The following is a 23,818-nucleotide window of genomic DNA, read 5'->3' as shown; positions in this document are numbered from 1 at the left end:
AGAAATGTGTTAAATTAAATATAGATTTAGAACGAGTCTAAATATAAAAATTTAAATATTAACTATAGGAGGTTTTTTGAAATGAGTACACAAGTAAAGAACCAGACTGATTTGCACGCTGCTTTGAACCGTCAGACCGCCGACTGGACCCTGCTGGGAGTGAAGCTGCATCACTATCACTGGTATGTGAGCGGTCCACAATTCTTCACACTGCACGCCAAATTTGAAGAGCTGTATAATGAAGCTGCTACTTATGTGGATGATCTGGCTGAACGCCTGCTCGCAATCGGCGGACAACCGGCCTCGACCATGAAGCAATATTTGACCCTCTCCGGGCTTCAGGAAGCTGCCGGAGGTGAAACGGCCCTGGAAATGGTTGCTGAGCTGGTTAAGGATTTTGCTGTGATTGCCGAAGAACTCAAAGCTACGATTACAGCCGCGGAAGAACTAAGCGATCAGCCTACTGCCGATTTGCTTATTGGAATCAGAACCAGTGTAGAGAAGCATGCCTGGATGCTGAATGCTTATCTGGCTTAATGCAGAGTGTAATGCACACTTAATTAGAGCGATAGCTTAACTTATGAGAGCGCCGCGCGGGAAATCGCGGGCGCTCTTTTTGCTGCAACTTAACAGCTACTTAATGAATATCCCGCCGAACGGGAGAACCTCACGCAGGAAACGTTTGACGATGCCGTCATCATTGTTGTCGCGCTCGAAGCGCCGGCTCTGGCGGCCGGCCTGGAACATCACGGGACCGTGACCGGTCATTTTCCAATGATAGCTCATATGCTGGCTGGCCAAATGGTTGCCGTAGACGGTAAGCTCAAGCTTGGCATTCTCGGGATAGGCAATAATGCTGCCGGCATCGACATAGAGCGGGTCGAAGGGATGAAGCTCGGCTTCGCATACCGTTCCCTCAGTCAGAATGCCAATGCTGCCTGGCCCGGAGAATTTGACCTTAATGATGTCACGCGTTACCAGCATGTTCTTCATGCTAAGCACTCTGGTCTGCATTGTAATTCCTTTGCTATAGAAGAAGAGATGCCTGAAATCGTAGAGCAAATCGCTTTTTCCGTCGAGCTGCAGTGTCTTGACCCGGTAGCCGGGAGGCAGCGCGGCGACGAAGCGGCAGGGGCCTGTCATGTCCGAGCGGATCAGCTTGCGCTTGCGGTACATGCCTTTGACATCCATCAGCCGGTCAGCCCGGCCTGAGGAAGGCCCCTGATATGCGATAATTTGCTGCGGGTGCAGCACATGAATCTCCTCATTCTCCTCAACGGTGAACGCAATGGCCTGTCCGCTGCCGCTGTCTCCTTCATCCTGAATATCAACGTTCATAGTTCACTCCCCCTAACGTACAAACTTACCGCAAGCGGTCGCCTTTTGTGGAACGGTGGCGCATCCCGAAGCGCAGCAGCCGGATCAGCAGGAAGTAGCCTAATATAAGGGCGAGTCCGGTAATTACGGTAATTTTAATCCGATTATAATACTTCTCCCGCGCTGTCCGGTCATTCTTCAGTTCATCGACCACCTGGGTGAGCTGACGGTTCTGCTCCTGCAGCGCCGCATTCTGAGCTTGGTAATTCTGCATTTGCTGCAAGGTCTGCCCTAACTCTTCCTTCGTCTGCTGAAGCTCCTCCGTTGTTTTCTGGTAGTTCTCCTGCAGCTTAGTGACTTCACCGGGCAGCTCCGAGAAATTTTGCAGCCCATTATATATATCATTGAGATAGTTGGCCTTTGCCGCAGGGGCGGGGAGAATCGCGGACAACCCAAGCAGCAGCAGAGCCGAAGCGATCAGCTTTACGCAGGTGCGTTTTACTTTTTGTTTTATTATCATTTTTTGTTTCATTGATATCACCACCAGGTATAGGCTAGTATTCCTTCTTATTTTAGCATAGCACACCAGCTATTTGGACGGCCATCGGCACACTGGCTTGTCGCAATTTGGCGAATTGCAATATATTTTTCGGGAAGCAGCGTCAGCAACGATAAACTAAGTGTAATACAGTACAAAACCCCTGAAGGTTTCTGTTTCTCTACTATTTCCCTCCGAATTAACGTATACTTTGAACGGAAAGGGGCTGATATGATGAATAAATGGCTCACCACACTGCTGTTTCTCGCGGGTTCCGCCTTATTGACCCGATGGATTCCATTCTCTTCCTTATTTCGCAATCTGGATACGATGTTTCACGAATTTGGTCATGCGCTGGTAACACTGCTGCTCTCCGGAAGTGTGCTGCGCATTGAACTGTACGCCGATCACAGCGGAGTGACGTATTCGGCAATAGCCGCAGGAGGACGGGCAATTCTGGTCTCCCTGGCAGGCTACCTGCTGGCCTCCTTATTCTCACTGCTGCTGTTCTACTTATATTCCAAAGGCCGGCATGCCTGGGGGCTGATGCTCGCTACCGGCGTAGCACTGATTATGCTGCTGCTGTATGTGCGGGGCGGCTTCGGGATGATTTGGCTCAGCGGTTTTATTGCCCTGAACATCGTCATGATGTTTGTCTGGCCCAGGGCGGGTAAGTATTATTACCTGTTTCTGGCCTTTTTGACCCTGGAGGAGTCGGTTATGGGGGCGCTTTTTCTGGTAAAGGCTGCAGCGTTTACGCCTTCTATGGCCGGAGATGCAGCAAATCTGGCGAGGCTCACGCCGCTGCCGGCTATGGTATGGGCATTGCTGTTTTTCCTGTTTGCGTTATTGTGCGCCAAATGGGCACTGGGATTTTTCTTCAAGGGAGAGCGGGGGCGACAACATACGACAATTTATAAATAATGGAAAAATTTCGTCAAATTCAGACAAAATGCCACCTTTCATAAAGAGGCAATCTACGTATTTAGTAGAGTGGCTCTTTTTTTGTCGATATTATAGGACCGAACATATATTCCATGACAAGGAGTTGTCCGCCAATATTGGTACATTAATAGAAGACCCAAAAAAAGAAAGAGGTGGAAATATGCAAGCAAGTATACAGCCGATGTTCACATGGAGCCAGGAACGGATTTTTGCAGGAGGAGCCCGAAATATAGTTTTACTTATCGAATGGAAAGGTGGCTTGCAAAGTGAGGAGAACCGCAAACGAAGACACAAAGTGGTAGCCCGCGAGATCGAGCTGAGAGTTTGGCTTGAGGGGCATGTGACGGTGACAGGATGTTATGGCTGTATTGCGGAGGCCGGAGAAGGGAGGTCCATACTGCTTAAGCTCGGCAAAATACTGTCCGGTGCCCGCAGATATGTCGCGTTGGAGTTTGCGATGGCAGCGAAGCCGGCGGGAATTCATGAAGCGCTCTGGCTGCAATGGCAGTACAAACAGCCTCCGGTGGAACGCATCCGCGAGCTTCCTTTGAAAAAGCTTGGACTGGAGTATACGCATCATACGGATGTGTTCACTGCGGGCTGTTGCTTCTATGTAGAGAAACATCTGGAGCTGCTGAAAATGCAAAAAATGCTGGAAGAAGCGGCGGAGCAGAGGGCCGAAAGCCAGATTGGAACCGTCAGCGAGAACCTGCGCCGGCAAGCAGACAAGCTGCTGCTGCTCGCTGCCCGGTCCGGGGATATGCAGCTTGTGAAAGAAGCGGAATCAGTGTATAAACAGCTTGATGTGGCGGGCCAGATGTGGTGGAGGACGACGGCTACAAGATAGTGGGCATAGAACATCCGCGTGTCTCTTGCGGCGCATACATAACTGTATTCTTTCACAACAAACAATGAATGAGTTGTAGTTAGTGCAAATTCTAAATGTGGTAATATAGTAAAATAGTTCTATTATATTTTTTTATCTCGGTTATTACATCCCTGGTTATAGATATATATAACTAATTTATTTAAAAATAATGGGTCTATTTTACCATAAATCAAGGGGAACTGAATATGACAGACCGATTAATCCGGCTGATGCGCATTATTACGCTAGTGCAAGCAAAACCGGGGATTCTGGCCCGTGAACTGGCGGAACGCTGCGGCAACAGTGAGAGAACGATATACCGGGATATGGATGCGCTAAGCGCCATGCATATTCCTATTACCCATCTGGGGCATGGGAAAGGATATGCTTTTATCGGGAATTTTGCCTTGTATCCTCTGGATTGGTCGGACGAAGAATCAGCCGCTTTTTCTAAGCTGCGGGGTATCATGAAGGATATCAGACACATGCTGCCTTCGAGCTTTGAAGGTGCCTACGAGAAGGTAATGGCTGCGGAATACAAGCAAAAGGCGGAGAGGGAAGAAAAGATGGAAACTGCAAACAAAGAAGCCGGACAGTTATGGATGGAGAGGAGTGGCTCCCAAGGCGAGCCGCCGCCTTTTTTGACAGAAATTCTGGCCGCCGTGATGAAGCAGACCAGCATTCAGGCAGATTACAGTGAAAATGCTTATGAAGAGAAAGGAATCCAAATTGACCCTTACTGCCTTGTTCCCTTGGAAAATCGTTATCATTTAATCGGCTTTTGTCATCGGTTCGAGATTATCCGCACCTTTCATATCAATGGCTTCTCCAGTGTAAAGCCGACGAACTACTGGTTTTCCAAGGAGCAGTTTGATCTACAGGCTTTTATGGAGCAGAAGTGGTCTCTGGACCAGGACAGCCTGCAGGTGGAGTTCAAGGTCAGATTTTCGGACCGGCTGATGAACCGGATCATGAACGAAGATATGTTTGTGAAGCCCAGTAAAGTAGACCGTCAGAGCCGCTGTCTTCACTTCAAGGTAGCTGTGGAACAGGATATCGGTTTTGTCCGTTGGATTTTAAAATATGAAGAGGAAGCGGAAATTCTGGAGCCGCTCTACTATCGGGATATGCTGAGAATTCAGTTGGAGAAATGGCTGTCGCTATATAAATAGCACAGTTTTTCTTTTATTTCGATAGGAACTAATCTATTAAAAACAACTAGGGTTACTTATTCTGGCAAATTCTCCTTGTCTACTATGGTTTTATATAGTAGTCTTATACATTATATAACATTAATGACGATTTGGTCCTAAAATTCTTCCGCATAATGTAAGGTGTGGGTTATTCTATCTCTCCTAAACAGGCGTTTATCTTCCAGTCATTTGACCTTTGTTCAATTTTTTTATAGAAGAGAGGGGTCGTCTTGATCCAGCCAATTCTGAAAATTGAGGATTTACACACCCATTTTTTCACTGATCATGGTGAAGTTCCTGCGGTGGACGGAGTGGATCTCTACATTAATCCCGGGGAGGTTCTGGGAGTAGTGGGAGAATCGGGCTGCGGCAAGAGCGTCACATCGCTGTCCATCCTGAAGCTTGTTCCTACTCCGCCGGGTAGAATTGTGGGCGGTCGGATTTTGTTAATGGGCCAGGATATCGTCCCGCTTAAGGAAAAAGAGATGCGGAAGATCCGCGGCAATTCTGTGTCCATGATTTTTCAGGAGCCGATGACTTCGCTGAACCCGCTGTTTACCGTGGGCCAGCAGATCATTGAATCTGTGCGCCTGCACCGCGGCCTGTCCAGAAAGGACGCGCGGGAGCATGCGGTAGACATGCTTCGCAAGGTGGGAATTCCGCGGGCGGAGGCCATTATTGATGAGTATCCCCACCAATTGTCGGGAGGCATGCGCCAGCGGGTCATGATTGCGATGTCGATCTCCTGCAGCCCCGGGCTGCTGATTGCCGACGAGCCGACAACGGCGCTGGATGTAACAATTCAGGCGCAGATTCTTGATCTGATCCGCAGGCTGAATGAAGAGCAGGGAACGGCAGTCATGCTGATCACTCATGACCTCGGTGTTGTAGCGGAGATGTGCCACCGGGTTGCCGTGATGTATGCGGGCAAGGTTGTGGAGGAGGGCAGTGTGCGTGATATTTTCAAGAATCCGCTGCACCCGTATACACAGGGGCTGATAGAGTCTGTGCCAAGAATGGGCGAAACCCGGGAGCGCCTGTATTCCATCCCCGGCAACGTGCCTATCCTGAGCAAGGACATGCAGGGCTGCCGGTTCGCGCCGCGTTGCCCGAAGGTAATGGAGATCTGCCGGCAATCGCTTCCACTGCTTACGCTGCAGGAGGAACGCCACGGCTGCAGATGCTGGCTGCATGCTGGTCAACAGGAGGATGCGGTATGAGTGAAAGCCTGCTTGAGGTCAAGGGCCTCAAAAAGTATTACCCGATCCATAAGGGATTCTTCAAATCAGCCCAGGGTTTAGTCAAGGCCGTAGATGATATTTCCTTCAGCGTAAGCAAAGGGGAAACCTTTGGCCTTGTAGGGGAGAGCGGCTGCGGCAAATCGACCACCGGCCGGGCGCTGCTTCGACTAATTGAGCCGACGGCGGGTGAAATTTGGTTCGAAGGCCAGGATATCACCAAGCTGTCTATGGAAGAGATGCGCAAGCGCCGGCGTGAGATGCAGATTGTGTTTCAGGACCCCTTCTCTTCATTGGACCCGCGCAATACCGTGCAGCGCATTCTGGAAGAGCCGATGATTGTGCACGGAACAGGTGATGCGGGGCAGCGGCGGGCCGCTGTCGAAAGGCTGGCGGATGTCGTCGGTCTGGCCAAGGCCCATCTGCAGCGTTATCCGCATCAATTCTCCGGCGGCCAGCGCCAGCGGATCGGGATTGCCAGAGCGCTCGCGCTGCAGCCCAAGCTAATCATCGCCGATGAACCTGTGTCTGCGCTTGACGTATCCATCCAGTCGCAGGTGATCAACCTTATGCAGGATTTGCAGCAGGAATTCGGACTTACGTACATATTTATTGCCCATGATCTCAGTGTGGTGAAGCATATCTGCGACAGCGTCGCAGTTATGTATCTGGGACGGATTGTGGAAATAACCGATAAGAACAAGCTTTATGCCGAGCCGCAGCACCCGTATACACAGGCGCTGCTGTCGGCAGTCCCTGAACCGGACCCCGATATCCGCAAGGAGCGAATCATTCTGCAGGGTGAAGTGCCAAGCCCGGCAAATGCGCCGGTAGGCTGTGCGTTTCATACCCGATGTCCACAGGTGATGGAGGTCTGCCGTAAGGCAAGACCCCCGCTCATGGAGAACAAAGCCGGGCATTTAACCGCCTGTCATCTGTATGACGGGGAAGCCCATCCCCGGCTAGCCTAATGCTCACAACCCGGGATTCATACTGCCAAGCAAGGAGCGGATTTGGTATATGGCGGCGCTTTAGCGCAGTTCCATATAAACGTTTTAATACTTTTAATGAAGAAAGGGAGTGTTTCTTGAAATGAAGAAATGGAGTAGTCTTGCACTGGCAGTAACCCTGGGGGCGGTTCTAACACTGAGCGGCTGCGGAGGCAAGAACAATGCCGGTACAGAAGGGACTGCCAGCCCGAATACAGCAGCGACCGCTGCACCGGAGAGCTCGCCCGAAGCTTCGGCAGCGCAGGATACCTTGATTCTGGGACGCGGCGGCGACTCCGCCTCGCTGGACCCGGCGATTGTCACCGATGGTGAATCCTTGAAGATTGGACATCAAGTATTTGACTCTCTGCTGGAGTACAAGCCGGGAACCTCTGAAGTAGAGCCTTCCCTTGCAGATAGCTGGGAGGTATCCGCGGATGGCTTGACTTACACCTTCAAGCTGCATCCGGGTGTGAAGTTCCATGATGGAACGGATTTTAATGCTGAAGCTGTAGTGTTCAACTTCACACGCTGGAGTGATCCGGCAAGTGAATTCAAATTTGAAGGCGACTCTTTCGACTACTACGATTCCATGTTCGGTCCGGAAGGCAGCCGTGTCATCAAAGAGGTAAAGGCTGTTGATGCCACAACCGTACAATTCACACTGAACCAGCCGCAGGCGCCTTTCCTGCAAAACCTCGCGATGACTTCCTTCGGAATTGCCAGCCCTTCAGCAATCAAAGAGAAAAAAGGAAACTTCAAGAATGAGCCTGTAGGTACAGGGCCTTTTGTCTTCAAGGAATGGAAGCACAATGATTCCATTACCCTGGACAAGAACCCCGACTATTGGAAAGAAGGGCTTCCCAAGCTGAACAAGGTTATCGTTCGCTCAATTCCAGACAACTCGGCACGTTTCACTGCTCTGCAGAACGGCGAGATTGATCTGATGGAGGATTTGAGCCCGGATGATCTGTCCACGCTTGAAGGCAATACGGAGTTGCAAAAGATCGAACGCCCGCCGTTCAATGTCGCTTACCTCGGCTTTAACTTCAAGAAGAAGCCTTTTGACAACGTAAAAGTAAGGCAAGCCCTGAACTATGCGGTGAACAAGCAAGCTATTATTGATGCCTTCTTCTCGGGCCAGGCGACTGCGGCTGTCAACCCGATGCCTCCATCCCTGTGGGGCTATAACGATGCTGTGAAGGATTATGAATACAGTCTGGACAAAGCCAAGGCGCTGCTCGCCGAAGCCGGATATCCGAACGGTCTGCCTGACACAGTGACGCTGTATGCTATGCCTGTATCCCGCCCTTATATGCCTGATGGTAAGAAGGTTGCCGAAGCCATTCAAGCGGACTGGGAAAAAATCGGCGTAAAAACCGTCATTGAATCCCCTGAATGGGCGACTTACCTGGATGATACCAAAGCCGGAGAAAAAGATGATATCTACATGCTCGGCTGGACAGGCGATAACGGGGACCCTGATAACTTCCTCTACACTCTTTTGGATAAGGATGCTATTCCAGGCAACAACCGTACGTTCTATGTAAATGAAGAGCTGCATACGCTTTTGGTCAACGCGCAGAAGGAAACGGATCAGACCAAACGCTCCGATCTGTACAAGAAGGCCCAGGAGATCATCAAAGCTGATGCCCCTTGGATTCCGCTGGTGCATACTACGCCGCTGCTGGCTGCCAAAGCCAATCTGAAGGGTTTTGTTCCAGGTCCGACCGGTACGGAATATTACAGCGAAATTTACTTCGAATAGTATGCTTCATGAGCTTATCTTTGCCGCTGCTGCCTGCGGCGGCAAGAGGCTTATGCAGCTCTGGAAGGTGATCCGACTTTGAATTCCTACCTATTAAAACGTGTTGCGGTACTGATCCCTGTTCTGCTAGGGATGACGCTCATCGTTTTCTCCATTATCCATGCTATTCCGGGTGATCCGGCAGAGACGATCCTTGGTCAAAAAGCAACGGAGCAGTCCAAGCAGGCGCTGCGGGATCAGCTCGGTCTGGACAAGCCGTGGCTGCAGCAGTATTTCAACTATATCGGAGATTTGCTGCAAGGAGATCTGGGAACCTCAATCCGCACCAAGACGCCTATCGCCAAGGAAATTATGCCTTATCTGGCGGCGACCCTGGAGCTTACGGCTGCCAGCATGCTGTTTGCGACTTTTGTAGGTGTCAATGCGGGAATTCTAAGCGCATGGCGGCAAAATTCATGGTTTGACTATATCGCGATGATTATAGCGCTCATTGGTGTATCTATGCCGATCTTCTGGCTCGGACTGATGGAGCAGTTGTTATTCGCGCTCAAGCTGCATTGGCTTCCCTCCATAGGGAGGATGGACCAGCGCAATCCGGTGGAGAGCATCACCAATCTTTATGTCATTGACACGATAATCGCCGGACAGTGGGGGCAACTGTGGACGGTTATCAAGCACTTGATCCTCCCGAGCATAGCGCTCGGAACCATTCCGATGGCGATTATTGCCCGGATGACCCGTTCAAGCATGCTGGAGGTTATGAATTCGGACTATATCCGCACGGCAAAAGCCAAAGGCATGTCGCAATTTCTTGTCGTGTACAAGCACGCGCTGAAGAATGCGCTGATTCCTGTGCTGACTGTAGCAGGTCTTCAGACAGGCGCCCTTCTTGGCGGCGCGGTGCTGACAGAGACGATCTTTGCCTGGCCTGGCGTGGGAAGGTATATATTTGAGGCAATCAGCTCCCGGGACTATCCCGTGATCCAGACGGGGATTCTGATTATCGCCTTTATCTTCGTTCTGATTAATCTGCTTGTGGATCTGCTCTATGCCGCCATAGATCCGCGCATCAATTACAAGTGAGGGGGGGACCTATGGGACAGGCAACAATTAACGCAGCGCCCCCGAATGCACCTTCTGAGAAGGTATCCGGACCTTGGCACGATGCGTGGAGGGCTTTCCGCAAGAACAAGACAGCCATGCTCGGGTTATCTATTATTGTATTTTTTGTGCTGGTGGCTTTGCTGGCACCGTTCATTGCGCCTTACGGCTACAAGGACCAGGAGCTAATCAACCGGCTGAAGGCGCCGTCCGCCGAGCATTGGTTTGGCACGGATGATCTAGGAAGAGATATGTTCACCCGTATCATATATGGCGCACGGATTTCGCTGTGGGTGGGTTTCTTTGCTGTAATCGGCTCTATCATAGCAGGGACAATTCTGGGTATTCTGGCCGGCTTCTACGGCAAATGGATCGACATGCTGATTTCCCGCTTGTTCGATATTCTGCTCGCCTTCCCAAGCATTCTGCTCGCTATTGCTATTGTGGCTATTCTTGGACCTTCCCTGCAGAATGCGTTGTACGCCATCGCCATCGTAAATATTCCTACCTATGGCCGGCTTGTGCGGGCGAAGGTGCTCTCTTTGAAATCGGAGGAGTATATTACGGCAGCCAGAGCGATTGGGATGACCAATACCCGGATTCTGCTCACCCATATTCTGCCGAACAGCTTAACGCCGATTATTGTGCAGGGAACGCTTGGCATTGCTACGGCGATTATCGAAGCGGCTGCGCTTGGTTTCCTTGGCCTTGGCGCTCAACCCCCTGACCCGGAGTGGGGGAAGATGCTCTCCGATTCGCGGCAGTTCATCCAGAAGGCTCCCTGGACGGTAGTGTTTCCGGGGCTGTCCATTATGCTGACGGTGCTGGGCTTTAACCTCATGGGAGACGGCCTGCGCGATGTGCTTGATCCCCGGATGAAGAATTGATTTCTTCAATAGAGTCCTTTAGGCGTTCATTTTATGCTTAAAGGGCTTTTTATTTTTTTGAAAAATTGCAAACATATTTTAACTGCTGATATTAACCATTCATAACTAAATATAAACAAACATAACTGAAAGTAATAGAAAAACAAAAAAAGATATGCTAGAATAGCATCTAAATATACCTGATAGATAAGTGGGAGGAATGAAAATGTTCAAGAAATTAGCAATGGTTGCGATGACTGCGGTACTGGCACTCAGCTTGTCGGTGGTGCCGGAGAAGCAGGTGCAGGCGGCGGGCAAAACCGAGATTATCGTCTCTGCCGCAGCGAGTCTGCAGGACAGTCTTGATAAGATTGCCGTTCTGTATGAGAAGCAGCATCCCGATATTGATCTTGTTTTTAACTATGGCGCGTCGGGCACGCTGCAGAAGCAAATTGAGCAAGGCGCTCCGGCGGACCTGTTCTTCTCGGCCGGTGATAAGCAGATGAAGGCTCTGGTCGATGGCGGCCTTATCTCCGACAATGCGGAGCTTTTGAAGAATCAACTGGTGCTGGTTGTGCCTTCGGATGCCAAAACCTCCATTTCAACGATTACGCAGCTTACAGATAAAGCCTTCAAGAAAGTAGCTGTCGGACAACCTGAATCGGTTCCGGCCGGTCAATATGCCCAGCAGTCATTGACGGCGAAGAAGGTATGGGATACGCTGCAAAGCAAGCTGGTATTTGCCAAGGATGTTCGCCAGGTGCTCTCTTATGTAGAAACAGGGAATGCCGATGCCGGATTCGTTTACAAGACGGATGCCCTCACTTCCAGTAAAGTGAAGATTGTTCTTACAGTAGGGGCTCACGTGCATAAAGCGATCAATTATCCTGTAGGCATCGTTAAGGATTCCAAGCATCTGACCGAAGCCAAGGCATTTTACAGCTACGTAAAGACCAAAACGGCAAGCGATATCTTTACAAGCTACGGCTTCAAGCTTGCTCAATAATAATCTACAGCTATAAAAAGTAAATAAAATGGGCGAAAGTAACGGAGGGGAAGTTTGGATACTTACGGAGCGATAGCGTCCGCCTAAGAGCTTTCCGTAGGAAAGCTGGCATCGTAAGCATAAGCTATGTTTGGATTTCTACCGCGAAGAGCGGTTCCAATCAGAGAAATCCAAACCTAACAGCGGCCGGAAGTCCAAACATTCCCCGCAGTTACGTCTCAGCCCAATAAACGGAGTGAAGAGAGTTGGAGATCAATTGGACTGATTTTTTCGCCCCGGTCTGGCTCTCCGTCAAGATTTCAGTCATAACCAGCATCATCGTATTCCTGCTGGCGACAATTGCAGCGAAGGCAATGGCAGGCCGGAGGTTCCCCGGCTATAGCCTGGTTGAGACGGTGCTGCTGCTTCCGCTGGTACTGCCGCCAACCGTGGTTGGATTTGTGCTTTTGGTGATTCTGGGCCGGCGGAGCTGGATTGGCAAGCTGTATGAGCAGTTCACCGAGCATACGATTCTGTTCACCTGGGGAGCGGCGGTCATTGCTGCGGTGGTGGTTGCTTTTCCTCTCGTATACCGCTCGGTGAAGGCGGGGTTCGAAGGGGTGGAGAAGGATCTGGAGGACGCCGCGCGCGCGCAGGGAGCGAGCGAGCTGCAGGTGTTGCGTTATGTGACGCTTCCGCTCGCCAGCCGCTCGCTGGCTGCCGGGTATGTGCTCGGATTTGCCCGCGGACTGGGAGAATTCGGGGCGACGATCATGGTGGCGGGGAATATCCCGGGCCGGACGCAGACAGTGCCTACCGCAATATATGTGGCCGTCGATGGCGGCAATATGACGCTGGCCTGGATGTGGGTATTGTCTATCATTGTGATCTCCGCCCTCATGCTGATGTTTGTCAACCGCCGCTCTTGAACACAGTAAAAAAGCAGGTCTCAGGCATGAGCCGCCAGGTCCTGCTTTTTGCTGTGCCCATATTATAGGTGCGGTACAGTATGAGATCCAATCATTTCAGTCCCTCAGGTCTCGTAAATGATGGTGCCCGACTCACTAAGGTCGTAAGGGTGAATGGAGCTAAGCTCATTCTGAAAGGCGGGTGAGCGCAGAATATCCAGAACTGTCCTAATTAGTGCTTCGTGCTCAGGTTTCTTGAGTATCACCAGATCGTACCGTTCCTGAACGAGCGGAATAAAATCAACGCCGTCAATAATCTTGGCGGCTTTTTCTGTGCCGATGCCGACATCGGCCTCTCTCCGGGCCACTCGGCCGGCTACGGCAAAATGGCTGTTCTCTTCGGCTGCGTAGCCGCTAATTCCAGCAGCGTGAATGCCATGCAGGCGAAGCTGCTCGTCGAGCAGCACTCTTGCCCCTGCTCCGCGCTCGCGGTTGATCAGTGTAATCCCGTTCTTCTGCAGGTCAGACCAATCGCGGATGCCTTTGGGGTTGCCCTTTTGCACATAAAAGCCCGCACTGCGTGTCAGCATATGTATTACAACATAAGAAAAGCCCACCAGCAGTCTGCGGATGTAGGGAAGATTGTATTCTCCCGAATCGCCTTCCAGCAGATGGGTGCTGACAATATCGGATTCCCCGTAGTACATCGCAATCAGGCTGTCCAGACTGCCGGCATAGGAGCGAAGCGGGCGGACAGGAGATTCGCTGCGCTCCAGATGGGTAGCCAGAATGTCCAGCGAGATATCCTGGCCGGTAATCACTATATTAGCTCCTGCCGTCTTGCCTGTATATGATGGCATCTGCGTGAACTGGAACGGCGGAGGCGATACGGGTTCAGCCTTGCTGCCTCCCGGCGGAGAAAAGGGGGAGACTCCGCTGCGGGAATGCTGCTTGTACGCCTCCAGATCGGAATGGTCGACACGCATCTGCTTGCCCACACGGTAAGAGGGCAGCTCTCCCTTTTTAATCAGATCATAGACCTTGAGCTTGGATATCTTCAATAACCTGGCGATTTCCTCGGTTGTGTAGGAAGTATTCTCAGACATGGATAAAGCCTCCTAAGGATGAACTGCAGCAGCTCTCAAAATAAAGCCATAATAGCTCAAGACTACCTTATTTTGAGTTCCGGCGCAATTAAAGAACTGGGGAAAAACGGAGGCGTAGAGCTGCTTTGCTAATCCAATGCCTGCTATTTTTTAGCCTGCTGCGTGTCGGATAACCGGATCAGCTCGGAGACAGTAACAAAACGGAAGCCTTGCTTCTCCAGCTCAGGCAGAATAATTTTCAGGGCCGCCCGGGTTTGCGATTGTCCGTGAACATGGTCGTGGAACAGTACAATATCTCCACTGTGCGCACCCCGGATTACTCTGCTGGAGATGCTGTACACACCGGGGCGGTTCCAGTCGCGGGTATCCTGATGCCAGGACCACAGGATCGGCTTCAGCCCCATGCTGTTGGAGACATCGACCAAAGTTTCGTCGTACATGCCTCCGGGCGGTCTGAACAGGCTGCTGTGCTTGCCGGATATCTTAACGATTTCATTTTCTGTCCGCTCCAGCTCGTCCTGAATCTGCTGCGGGGAGATCGGCGTCTTGAAATAGACGTGGTTGTAGGTATGGTTGGCCAGTTCATGGCCCTCAGAGATTACCCTGCGGGCTACCTCGGGATAGGCGGCGATCCGTTTGCCGATGGCGAAAAAGGTGCATTTGGCATTGTACTTATGCAGCACATCGAGAATCAGGTCGGTCTCTGAAGGGTCGGGCCCGTCGTCGAAGGTCAGCGCAATCACCTTCTGGTTGGTGTGCACTTCCCAGATCATATCGCCCCTCTGCTCGTAATAGTAACGGTTCTTGACGCCGGGACTGCCCAGCACGGACTCTGGGGAGCCCAGTAGAAGTGTACACGCTGCAATGACTGCGGCGGTAATTTTCCAGCCTGTTTTCATTGGTTCAGATCCACTCCACCTATATTCATGTACATAATAGAATGCGCCAGGACCCTGATAGAATATTCATCCCGGGCGAAAGCGCTGTGCCTGTTTGCATTTTTGAGTGAAAGTTCCAAGCAAAATGACTTATAATGTATAACAAAATACAGATCAAGGAATAGGGGCAGGGGATATGACACTAATTGAGAAAAGAGAACATCGGCAATATCCGGAGATCACCCGCCTGGAAACCTCGAGAGCTGCGTATGAGCGTGATTATTCGCGCCTGATTCATTCGCCGACCTTCCGCCGGCTGCAAGGCAAATCACAGGTATTCGGCGCAGGCACCGGGGATTATTACCGGACACGCCTGACCCACTCGCTGGAGGTGGCGCAAATAGCCCGGGAAGCGGCCAAAAGCCTGCTGCGCTCCTACCCCGGGGTAGAAACGGGACAAGCTGAAAACCCGGGGCTTGTGATCGACCCGGAGGTGGTGGAATGTGCGGCTATCGCCCATGATTTCGGCCATCCTCCTTTCGGCCACAAGGGGGAAGAGGTCCTAGACGGCATTCTGGAGAAGCTGGTGGAGAGGAAAACAGCGGAAGCGGTGCGGAAATCCGGCGCAGGTCCGGTGCAGCAGCAGACGATTCGCGAGAATATGCGGCGGCAGTATGAGCATTTTGAGGGCAACGCCCATAATTTCCGGCTGATCATGTTCCTGGAGAAACGCGAGAATATCGACGGTCTGAATCTCTCGGATGCCGTGCTGCTGGGGATTAACAAATATCCTTTTCCCGGCACGGTGCTTAAGAAGGGCATGTATCTGAATGAATGGAATTACATCTCGGAAATCCGCAGCCAGTGGGGAATCCCTGAAGGGAAGAAGACGCTTGAAGCCCAATTAATGGACCTCTGCGACGATATCGCATATTCCGCACATGATCTGGAGGATGGCATTAAAGCCGGCAAAATCGAGGTGCATGAGCACTTTATGTTCGACGACTATATCCAGCGGCTGATTGTGGAGAAAATAACAACGCTGGAGGATGCCTTCTGGGTTGGGTGGAAGGAAGCGGCTATTCACACCAAGGTTGAAGAGGTGCTGAGCTCGTTCCTGCGGGTATGGAAGGAGAAGATGCCTACTTGCGAGAACGATTACTCCCGCACACGCCGCGAGGTCAAAGCCTACTGGGTGAGCACCTTCGTTGCCAGTCTTGGCGTCATTGAAGACGGGGACTGGAAGAAGGTCACCTTCATTAAGGATGGCCAGGAGGATGAGGATATGCTGCGGACTGTAAGTGTGCTGAAAAGCTTCGCCTGGGTCACGATGATCCGCGATTTGCGCGTGCAGCGGCTGCAGAAGCGGAGCGAGTGGATTCTGCGGCGGCTATGGGAGGCGTTCCTGGACCCGGAGACTTCCCGGGCAATCATTCCGAGCGACTGGCTGCAGCGGTATGAGAAGGATCAGCGCCAGGCTAAGCCAATCTGGACCTGGGAGCATATGGTCATTGATTATATCGCCGGAATGACGGATGCTTTTGCCGAGAAAATATATAATGAGCTGTATGGACTGAAGGTCGGTTCGATTTACGATCTGGATTAGAAAGGCGATTCTGTTCACGGGCAAACCGTATCTGCTGAAGGTACGGTTTTTTCTGTGTATTCTAGTCTTGTTTTTTGAATTCTGGTCTTTGATTTTGAATTCTGGTCTTAATTTGCTCTATTTTGTTATTATTTTGTTAGTTTTATTTTCTGAAGTTCTGTAGATTATTAAATGAATTTGTGCACAGAAAAATAATGATGTAATCCTTATTTTATATGGGTATATTGCGAATTATGAGGATTTTTGTACTATTGGCAAATCAGTGGATTATAAAGTTTTCGAACGTTAATGATATTTTGTTATTGTTTATTTATTGTTAAAGTGCTAATATTGCCAATGTAGTTATTGTGTTTTTTGTAAACTGAAAGCCCTTACAGAAAAAGAAGGAGGATGAATGGATGAAGATATTAAAAAAAGGATTTCCGCTGCTCCTGACAGGGGTTATGCTTGTCTCGATGGCTGTACCTGCCCTGGCAAGCGGCAAAGCGGACGAGAGTCTTGGAAGTTCCGGGACGCATTGGGCCAAAGAAAGCATTGCAAAATGGCAGGGGAATGGTGTGATTCAGGGGTATCCCGATGGTTCCTTTAAGCCGGATAACAAGGTTACGCGTGCTGAGCTGGTGAGCATCATCAATAAGCTGTTTGGATTTAGCGCGGCGGCGGAAACGTCCTTTGGAGATGTTCCTGCGGGAGCCTGGTACGCTAAGGATTTGTCAATCGCCAGACAGGCCGGTTATTATAAAGGCTTCCCGGACAATAAAGCGAAAGCGGATACACAGTTATCCCGCCAAGATGCGGCAACACTGCTTGCCGGGGTATTCTCGCTGAAGCCGGGCGCTGGCGCGGCTGCTGTTTCCTTTACGGACGGCGCAACAATCAGCAGCTATGCCCAAGAAGCTGTCCAGGCTATGAAGGGAATGCTTAACGGTTATCCCGACGGCAGCTTCCGCCCGGACAATCTGATCACAAGAGCGGAGACCGTCAGCATCATCGACAGACTGGTCAGCCGCTACTATAACACGGCCGGTAGCGTCACCGGCGGTCCTGTAGAGGGCAATGTGCTGGTCAACCACACTGGCGTTACCCTCAAGGACAGTGTAATTTCGGGCAATTTGTATTTGGCCCCCGGAATCGGCAACGGCGAGGCATCTCTGGAGAACGTGACCGTGCAGGGTGCTGTATATATTGCCGGAGGCGGAGAGAATTCGATTCACATCAAGAATTCCAAGCTAACATCGGTTATTGTGAACCGGCCGGAAGGCAAGGTGCGTCTCGCTGCCGAAGGCTCGACAACGATCCAACAGCTTACAGTTGAAAGCGCTTCTATTATAGACGTGGGTTCGGGCACGTTGATTTCGGAGGCCGTAATCGGCAGCACCGCCGCCGGTACTGCTGTCACGGGGAAGGGAACGATCAGCAAGCTTGACGTTCGCGGCGCTTCAGTCACACTGAACGGCCAGCCTTTGGGCATAGGGACCACTTCGGTGAAGGATGGAGTGCCCGTAACGGCTGGCGGAGGAACGGCTGTCGTTACTAACAATTCCGGCAGCTCTGGCGGAAGCGGGGGAACGGGAACCGGGACGGCAACTACAGTCCGAATTGTTGATACTGCCGCTACAGCGGCAACGAAATCGCTGTTCGCCTACCTGGGCGAGAAGAGCGGCAAAGAAGTCATGTTCGGGCACCAGCATGATACAACCGTATCTTTTGCCGGCAAAGATGAAGCGGGCAAGGTGATCTCGGATGTGTACAGTGCTACCGGCGATTATCCGGCGGTATTTGGCTGGGATACCCTCAGCCTGGACGGCTATGAAGCACCGCCCGGAGTCAGCGGAAATTATGAGGCCAGCCGGCTGGGCCTGACGGCTGCCATGAAGCAGGCGCATGAGCTGGGCGGCATCGTTACACTGAGCACGCATCCATACAATTTTGCCACCGGCGGCAGCTTCAACGACACCAGCAATACCAAAGGCGCTACAGCATCAGTGGCCGCACGTGTTTTGCCGGGCGGGGACAAGAACGCTGCCTTCAACGCCTATCTCGACCGGATTGCCAAATTTGCGAACAATCTGAAGGATGATGACGGCAACCTGATTCCGGTGCTGTTCCGTCCTTTCCATGAGCAGAACGGGGGATGGTTCTGGTGGGGCGCGGCAACAACCACCAAGAGCGAGTATGCCGAGCTGTACAGATACACCGTTGAGTATTTGCGCGATGTTAAGGGAGTCCACAATTTCTTGTACGTATTTTCTCCGAACGGCTCCTTTAACGGCAATGAAAGTGAATATCTGACGACCTATCCGGGCGACCAGTATGTGGATATTCTCGGTATGGATCAGTATGACAACAAGGACAATGCCGGTTCGGAGACTTTCCTGAGCGGTCTTGTTAAGGACTTGAAGATGATTTCCGGCCTGGCCCAGGCGAAGGGCAAGATTGTTACCCTGTCGGAATACGGCTACAGCGCCGCTGGCATGAAGACCACCGGAAATAATGAGCTGAAGTGGTTCACCAAGGTTCTAAATGCAATCAAGGCTGACCCGGATGCGGCAAAAATCTCCTACATGCTGACCTGGGCCAACTTCGGTGAAGGAAATAATCTGTACGTTCCATATAAGAATGTCCCTAAGAAAGCGGATCATGAGCTGCTTCCAGACTTCGTTAATTTCTATAATGATCCTTATTCCGCTTTCGCCAAAGATGTAAAGGATGACAACAAATACGGCCTCGCCGTAAACGCAGCAGCCAAAGAGCCGTTCCTGCATATTGTTACTCCGAACAATGTTGGTACGGTAAGCGAAGCGGCGACGGTTATCCGGGCCAAGGTAGCCAATACTGTGCCTGCTAAAGTGACGTACAAGGTGGGGGACTCCGCAGTGGAGACAGAAATGACGCTTGGGGCAGACGGCTATTATGCCGCAGCCTGGAAGCCTGATGCCAGCCTGAACGGCACTTCTGTCAGTATTACGGTGAAATCGTATGGACCGGGAGATACGGTTCTCACGCAAAGCGTTTCGGTATTTGTGAAGATCAGCGAGGTTCCGCTCAAAGAGATTACCTTTGACACACCAGCCGATCTGGAGCAAATCCAGAATAATGGCACCTGGTCCGGGCTGGCCGGCAACGGCGAGACGATCAAGACCGAATTCGGACATGCGGTTCTGGCCGGCGACGGTAAGCTGGCGGTCAAGGTTACGGAAGGGCTGTCCGCAGGAGACACCTGGCAGGAATTGAAGCTGCAGCTTACACCTGCGGCGCTGAAGGATGTTAATCTTGCCAAGGTTAACCGGGTGAAATTTGCGGTACTGATCCCGGAGGCTGCGCAGAATGAAGCCGGCAATGCCTCAGTACGGGGAATTGTGCAGCTCCCGGATGATTGGAACACCAAGTATGGCATGGACTCCAGCTATAAAGCATTGTCCGCTCTGGAGAAAGTAACGGTGGACGGAGCGCAGTACTACAAGTTTGATGTTGCTGTGGATCTAGATAATGCGGCAAAATCAGCGTCGGCAACCGGACTGGCGATTTCCATTGTGGGCAGCGGATTTGTATCTCAAGGTGTATTGCCGGTTTATGTAGACAATATCGTTCTCTATAATACCTATTCAGCACCGGTAGCCGATAATGCGCTGGTGGATGATTTTGAGTCCTACGGTTCAAGCGACGATGCGCTTGCGGCTAAGTATCCCAAAGCCGGCGGAGACGATATCAGCGTAGCGTTAAGCACTGAGCGGAAGTATTCCGGCAGCTATGGAATGAAGCTCCACTATAATATCAATAATGCGGGTTATACAGGAGTAGGGAAAAATCTCGGCTCCCTGGATTGGTCCGGCTTCAACGCAATCAGTCTGTGGGTGGCCTCAGATGGCAGCAACTCTTACGCTAAGACCGGAGCACCGCTGAAGCTGGTGGTTCAATTGGTGATTGACGGAGGTTATTTCGAGGCCTATCCGGTCATTAATCCTGACACTAACGGAAAGTTCGTGCTGAGCCTCAAGAATTTGACGCAAATGAGCTGGGGCACAGCCGGTCCGCTTACCAAAGAGCGGCTGGCGAAAGTGCAAAGCCTGAATCTCTATGTAAATGCGATGGATGCAAAAGCGCATGAGGGCGCACTGTATTTTGACGATATCAAAGCGGTATACGATTCGTCGCTTCCCGATATGTCCGGCGGTGATACCGAAGAGCCAAACGAGCATGCAGCCGGAGTATTGTATCAATTCAAAAGTGCTGCCGATATTGAAGGCTGGGTTGCTGCAAACGGAGACAGTGCTAACGCCCAGGCTCCAGAATTCGTAGCTGCGGAGCAAGCTGCCGGCGTACAGTTCGATCTGGTGAATACGGGCCAGAATACCGATGGCAGCTATAAAGAATCCTTCGAGCTTGCTGTGGACCCTGTGAAACTGAATATTACCGGTCTGGATACGATGAATGCCAAGGTTAAGCTGTCGAATGGTACCGCCAAAGCACGGCTGTTCATCAAGACAGGGGCAGGCTGGGCCTGGAGCGACAGCGGGACCCCGGTAGCTATTGATTCCAGCGGGTATACAACCTTGTCCATTTCTTTGCCGGCAGCCGCAGCGGGGGCAGGTGTGGATCTCTCCGCAGTAAAGACAATTGGCATCAAGATTGAGGATATTTCCGGTGACGGCGGAACCGCCAAGCTGTATTTGCAGGAGGTTGCACTTACGGCAGCAGTTCCTGATGTTCAGTACGGATTTGAGACCGGCACGGACGGCTGGGCACTGAGTAATAAAGGGCCGGTATCCGTATCAACGGATGTATATGCCGAAGGCAAACAATCCTTGAAGCTGGACCTCGCGTGGGCGGATGATTCCTTTTTGGCGGCTGCAAAATATGCTGAGCTGGATCTGAGTTCCTTCAAGAAGCTTACGGCGAAGGTGAAAATTGTTTCGGATCATCCGGATGTGAAGGCTAAACTCTTCCTTCAACTGCGGGATTTCACCGTATGGCTGGATTCCGGGGCACAGGCGGCCTCGGGTGACGGTTTTACCGAATTCACGCTTGATTTCAGCGATATCTCCACAATCCATAATATCAGCGTGGGCAGCGAAGCCGAGCCGTTCACCCTCGCTGATTTGAAGAAGGCGAACGTCCTGGGGGTTCAGATTGTAACTCCTTCGGCAGCGGGGACGGCAACGGTGTATATTGATGATGTGAAGTTTTCCCGTTAAACCAGGTTTCGATAAATAGCTGGCTACAGCAGCGGTATTCCTCCGGGAGTATCGCTGTTTCATTTATCATAATGAAGCGGATGCCGTCCCTTTGAGGACGGCGCAGCCGTTTCTGCCGGGATTCCATATAAATATTCCGGTGTAATTTGCCGAAATAATACTTGTAGTCTGTTGTTGTGCCTATTTATGAAAATGAAAAGTAACAATTGTAAACGCAAGGTTATATTTTCGTAAAAGATTAAGGGGGAGTGCTTATGGGAAAAGATTCTGAAGTAAAGGGTTCTGCAGGAGGAGTATTGAAAGAAAAAATGAAGAGTGCTGTAACAAAGGGGAAAAGAAGCATAGGCATTAAGATAGCGTCGGGATATGTGGCTCTGGCGGTATTGGTTATGATTTCAGGTGCAATCTCCCTCATTCAAATGAACGGCATGCAGAAGAATACAGGGGATATTATCAACGCTACGATTCCCGAATTGAACCAGATACATAATATTAATTACTACACAGAACATATCATGTCTATCAGCATGCAGCATATTCTCGATACCGGGGGAACGGAGAAGGCGAAGCTGGAGAAGGAACGTGATGAGTATATCCGCAAGGTTGCCGAAACTGTGAAGAGCTATAAGGCTGTGATCAGGGAAGCAGAGCAGCAGAAGCAGATGCAATCACTCAGCGACAAATGGGATGAATTTATGTCCATTAACAACCAGGCGATCAAGCTAAGCGGCTCGGGTGATGAGGAATTGGCTCTGGAGGTCTCGAAAAAAGGGATTGCCGCGTTCAACTCCATGCAGACCGATTTAGATAAGCTTGTAGCGCACAGCCAGAAGGAGGCGTCTGACAAGGGCGGACTGTCCGTTACGATTTTTCATACCTCACTGACGCTGAATATTGTGACGATAGTGCTTGTGCTGCTTGTGATCGGGCTGATCAACATGCTCATCCGGCGTATGCTGATCAACCCTCTCAAGAAGGTGACCGCCCATCTGCAGCGGATATCAGGCGGCGATCTGACGGCGGAGGATACTATTATCTCGAATCAGGATGAGATTGGCCTGCTGGCGGGCACAGTAAATGAGACCAACCGTACGCTGCTGGATATTGTGAGCCAGATTAGAAGCGTCGAGCAGATCATTGCCCAGCAGAGCGAGGATTTGGGGCATAGTGTGTCCTATACCAAAGAGGGCGGCAGTCAGATTGCCCTCACGATGGAGGAATTGGCGAAGGCAGCGGCAAGCCAGGCGGAAGCGGCCGTGGATGCATCCAAAGCTGTAGAGGAGCTGAACAGGCTGATTGAAGCCTTTGCGGGCAGAGGTGTTAGCCTGTCAGTCCATTCGGAGCAGGTCCGGGTTAAGGGCGGCAGAGGCGAAGCGTTGATGCAAAGCTCAGTGGCACAGATGGGGCAGATTGCCGAAGTGGTCTCCCGGTCGATGGCAATGGTGGAAGAGCTGAACCGCAAGAATGAAGGTATATTCCAGCTTGTGGGCGCGATCCGCAATATTTCCGAGCAGACGCATCTTCTGGCGATCAATGCAGCAATCGAAGCTGCCAGAGCCGGGGATAGCGGGCGTGGCTTCGCCGTAGTGGCGCAGGAGGTGCGTAAGCTTTCAGAAGAGGTACAGCAGACCGTAACGGAGATTACCGGTATCACACAAGGCATTCAGCATGATTCAAGGGAAATGGTTCAGCAGTTGCGCAGCGGTGTTGAGAAGACAGAGGAGGGCAGCCGGCAAATTATGGAGACGGGGACTGCCTTGGCTGAAATCAACAAGTCTGTATCCGGAATGGCCGGCGCCATTGAAGAGATGGGCAATGATCTGAAGCAGATGACTGCAGCAAGCGAAAGCATGAATGAATTCAGCCAGCATATCTCGGCTCTGGCGCAGGAGTCGGCAGCGGGCGTGGAAGAGACATCTGCATCTGCCGATGAACAGGTCAGCACCATAAGTGAGGTTGCGGCCGGTATTGAGCATCTCGGAACTTTGTTGGCTGAGCTGAAGGAGTCCGTGACCCGGTTTCAGGTGTAGTAAAAACAGCCTCCCGCGATGCATTTACGAAAGCATATAAGCTAAAATATAAGATTCATCCAATGGCATTGGTCGTGACTACAGAGAATGTTTGGACTTCCGGCCGCTGTTATGTTTGGATTTCCTGATTTTGAACCGCTACTCGCGGTAGAAATCCAAACATAAAGGCGGACGCGTTCGCTCCTCCAGTTCCAAACTTCTCTTCCGTCACTTTTGCCTTTTTGTTGTTTAGCTTTATGTTGTAAATGCAGTCGCAGAGGCTGCTTTTTTTGTGTGTAGTAATGTTT

18 protein-coding genes are annotated in these 23,818 nt (G+C 51.2%); 14 read left to right on the top strand and 4 right to left on the bottom strand.

The window, feature by feature from the left end:
* Positions 1-81: 81 nt before the first annotated feature.
* Positions 82-537, top strand: coding sequence for a Dps family protein (locus B212_RS0122040; protein WP_019913286.1), 456 nt, complete (start codon positions 82-84; stop codon positions 535-537).
* Between the two features lie 96 nt (positions 538-633).
* On the opposite strand, the gene B212_RS0122035 is transcribed toward B212_RS0122040, so the two are convergent.
* Entirely contained in the window at positions 634-1,338 is a 705-nt protein-coding gene (locus B212_RS0122035) for an AIM24 family protein (protein WP_019913285.1), read from the bottom strand.
* Between the two features lie 25 nt (positions 1,339-1,363).
* Positions 1,364-1,849: a hypothetical protein gene (locus B212_RS0122030; RefSeq protein WP_019913284.1), complete on the bottom strand. Its 486-nt coding sequence runs from the start codon at positions 1,847-1,849 to the stop codon at positions 1,364-1,366.
* A gap of 240 nt (positions 1,850-2,089) precedes the next feature.
* Between B212_RS0122030 and B212_RS0122025 the strand changes: the two genes are divergently transcribed.
* The 10 genes from B212_RS0122025 (at position 2,090) to modB (ending at position 12,737) form a co-directional block, all read left to right on the top strand.
* A complete protein-coding gene (locus B212_RS0122025; protein WP_019913283.1) occupies positions 2,090-2,779 on the top strand; it encodes a M50 family metallopeptidase in 690 nt (229 codons plus the stop codon).
* Between the two features lie 181 nt (positions 2,780-2,960).
* Positions 2,961-3,647, top strand: coding sequence for a hypothetical protein (locus tag B212_RS0122020; RefSeq protein ID WP_019913282.1), 687 nt, complete (start codon positions 2,961-2,963; stop codon positions 3,645-3,647).
* Between the two features lie 227 nt (positions 3,648-3,874).
* Positions 3,875-4,840, top strand: a complete 966-nt coding sequence (locus B212_RS0122015) for a helix-turn-helix transcriptional regulator (protein ID WP_019913281.1) — start codon at positions 3,875-3,877, stop codon at positions 4,838-4,840.
* A 251-nt stretch (positions 4,841-5,091) separates the two neighbouring features.
* The gene (locus B212_RS0122010; RefSeq protein ID WP_019913280.1) at positions 5,092-6,081 is read left to right on the top strand and encodes an ABC transporter ATP-binding protein; all 990 of its coding nucleotides are present in this window, start codon (positions 5,092-5,094) and stop codon (positions 6,079-6,081) included.
* Positions 6,078-7,070 (top strand): ABC transporter ATP-binding protein, encoded by a 993-nt coding sequence (locus B212_RS0122005; RefSeq protein WP_019913279.1) that lies wholly within the window; start codon positions 6,078-6,080, stop codon positions 7,068-7,070. The genes B212_RS0122010 and B212_RS0122005 overlap by 4 nt, the downstream gene beginning before the upstream one ends.
* A 121-nt stretch (positions 7,071-7,191) precedes the next feature.
* A complete protein-coding gene (locus tag B212_RS0122000) occupies positions 7,192-8,856 on the top strand; it encodes an ABC transporter substrate-binding protein (RefSeq protein ID WP_019913278.1) in 1,665 nt (554 codons plus the stop codon).
* Positions 8,857-8,934: 78 nt separating this feature from the next.
* On the top strand, positions 8,935-9,939 hold the full coding sequence (locus tag B212_RS0121995; protein WP_019913276.1) for an ABC transporter permease: 1,005 nt from the start codon (positions 8,935-8,937) through the stop codon (positions 9,937-9,939).
* A gap of 11 nt (positions 9,940-9,950) precedes the next feature.
* Complete coding sequence (nikC, locus tag B212_RS0121990) at positions 9,951-10,844, top strand: nickel transporter permease (RefSeq protein WP_019913274.1); 894 nt, start codon at positions 9,951-9,953, stop codon at positions 10,842-10,844.
* A 205-nt stretch (positions 10,845-11,049) separates the two neighbouring features.
* The gene (gene modA, locus B212_RS0121985; protein WP_019913273.1) at positions 11,050-11,829 is read left to right on the top strand and encodes a molybdate ABC transporter substrate-binding protein; all 780 of its coding nucleotides are present in this window, start codon (positions 11,050-11,052) and stop codon (positions 11,827-11,829) included.
* Positions 11,830-12,080: 251 nt separating this feature from the next.
* The gene (gene modB, locus B212_RS0121980) at positions 12,081-12,737 is read left to right on the top strand and encodes a molybdate ABC transporter permease subunit (protein WP_028530988.1); all 657 of its coding nucleotides are present in this window, start codon (positions 12,081-12,083) and stop codon (positions 12,735-12,737) included.
* A 104-nt stretch (positions 12,738-12,841) separates the two neighbouring features.
* On the opposite strand, the gene B212_RS0121975 is transcribed toward modB, so the two are convergent.
* Together B212_RS0121975 and B212_RS0121970 are read right to left on the bottom strand one after the other, a co-directional pair.
* Positions 12,842-13,822 carry a substrate-binding domain-containing protein gene (locus B212_RS0121975; protein ID WP_019913269.1) on the bottom strand — a complete coding sequence of 327 codons (981 nt, stop codon included), beginning with the start codon at positions 13,820-13,822 and terminating at the stop codon, positions 12,842-12,844.
* Positions 13,823-13,965: 143 nt separating this feature from the next.
* Positions 13,966-14,721 carry a polysaccharide deacetylase family protein gene (locus B212_RS0121970; protein ID WP_019913268.1) on the bottom strand — a complete coding sequence of 252 codons (756 nt, stop codon included), beginning with the start codon at positions 14,719-14,721 and terminating at the stop codon, positions 13,966-13,968.
* A gap of 175 nt (positions 14,722-14,896) precedes the next feature.
* Between B212_RS0121970 and B212_RS0121965 the strand changes: the two genes are divergently transcribed.
* The 3 genes from B212_RS0121965 (at position 14,897) to B212_RS0121955 (ending at position 23,531) form a co-directional block, all read left to right on the top strand.
* Positions 14,897-16,306, top strand: coding sequence for a deoxyguanosinetriphosphate triphosphohydrolase family protein (locus tag B212_RS0121965; RefSeq protein ID WP_019913267.1), 1,410 nt, complete (start codon positions 14,897-14,899; stop codon positions 16,304-16,306).
* 398 nt (positions 16,307-16,704) lie between these two features.
* Positions 16,705-21,501 (top strand): glycosyl hydrolase, encoded by a 4,797-nt coding sequence (locus tag B212_RS32175; RefSeq protein WP_019913266.1) that lies wholly within the window; start codon positions 16,705-16,707, stop codon positions 21,499-21,501.
* A 254-nt stretch (positions 21,502-21,755) separates the two neighbouring features.
* Positions 21,756-23,531: a methyl-accepting chemotaxis protein gene (locus tag B212_RS0121955; RefSeq protein WP_019913265.1), complete on the top strand. Its 1,776-nt coding sequence runs from the start codon at positions 21,756-21,758 to the stop codon at positions 23,529-23,531.
* Positions 23,532-23,818 lie beyond the last annotated feature (287 nt).

Source organism: Paenibacillus sp. HW567 (genome assembly GCF_000374185.1).
GTDB lineage: Bacteria > Bacillota > Bacilli > Paenibacillales > Paenibacillaceae > Paenibacillus_AQ.
The sequence above is the reverse complement of the archived record's forward strand: the minus strand, read 5'-3'. Positions and strand labels throughout refer to the sequence as shown.

Bases quoted from the DNA above. Each gene is read 5' to 3' on its own strand.
- B212_RS0121955 (WP_019913265.1), top strand. From the start codon at position 21,756: ATGGGAAAAGATTCTGAAGTAAAGGGTTCTGCAGGAGGAGTATTGAAA.
- B212_RS0122005 (WP_019913279.1), top strand. From the start codon at position 6,078: ATGAGTGAAAGCCTGCTTGAGGTCAAGGGCCTCAAAAAGTATTACCCG.
- B212_RS32175 (WP_019913266.1), top strand. From the start codon at position 16,705: ATGAAGATATTAAAAAAAGGATTTCCGCTGCTCCTGACAGGGGTTATG.
- B212_RS0122000 (WP_019913278.1), top strand. From the start codon at position 7,192: ATGAAGAAATGGAGTAGTCTTGCACTGGCAGTAACCCTGGGGGCGGTT.
- B212_RS0122040 (WP_019913286.1), top strand. From the start codon at position 82: ATGAGTACACAAGTAAAGAACCAGACTGATTTGCACGCTGCTTTGAAC.
- B212_RS0121975 (WP_019913269.1), bottom strand. From the start codon at position 13,822: ATGTCTGAGAATACTTCCTACACAACCGAGGAAATCGCCAGGTTATTG.
- B212_RS0121970 (WP_019913268.1), bottom strand. From the start codon at position 14,721: ATGAAAACAGGCTGGAAAATTACCGCCGCAGTCATTGCAGCGTGTACA.
- B212_RS0122035 (WP_019913285.1), bottom strand. From the start codon at position 1,338: ATGAACGTTGATATTCAGGATGAAGGAGACAGCGGCAGCGGACAGGCC.
- nikC (WP_019913274.1), top strand. From the start codon at position 9,951: ATGGGACAGGCAACAATTAACGCAGCGCCCCCGAATGCACCTTCTGAG.
- B212_RS0121965 (WP_019913267.1), top strand. From the start codon at position 14,897: ATGACACTAATTGAGAAAAGAGAACATCGGCAATATCCGGAGATCACC.
- B212_RS0122030 (WP_019913284.1), bottom strand. From the start codon at position 1,849: ATGAAACAAAAAATGATAATAAAACAAAAAGTAAAACGCACCTGCGTA.
- modA (WP_019913273.1), top strand. From the start codon at position 11,050: ATGTTCAAGAAATTAGCAATGGTTGCGATGACTGCGGTACTGGCACTC.
- B212_RS0122025 (WP_019913283.1), top strand. From the start codon at position 2,090: ATGAATAAATGGCTCACCACACTGCTGTTTCTCGCGGGTTCCGCCTTA.
- B212_RS0122015 (WP_019913281.1), top strand. From the start codon at position 3,875: ATGACAGACCGATTAATCCGGCTGATGCGCATTATTACGCTAGTGCAA.
- B212_RS0122020 (WP_019913282.1), top strand. From the start codon at position 2,961: ATGCAAGCAAGTATACAGCCGATGTTCACATGGAGCCAGGAACGGATT.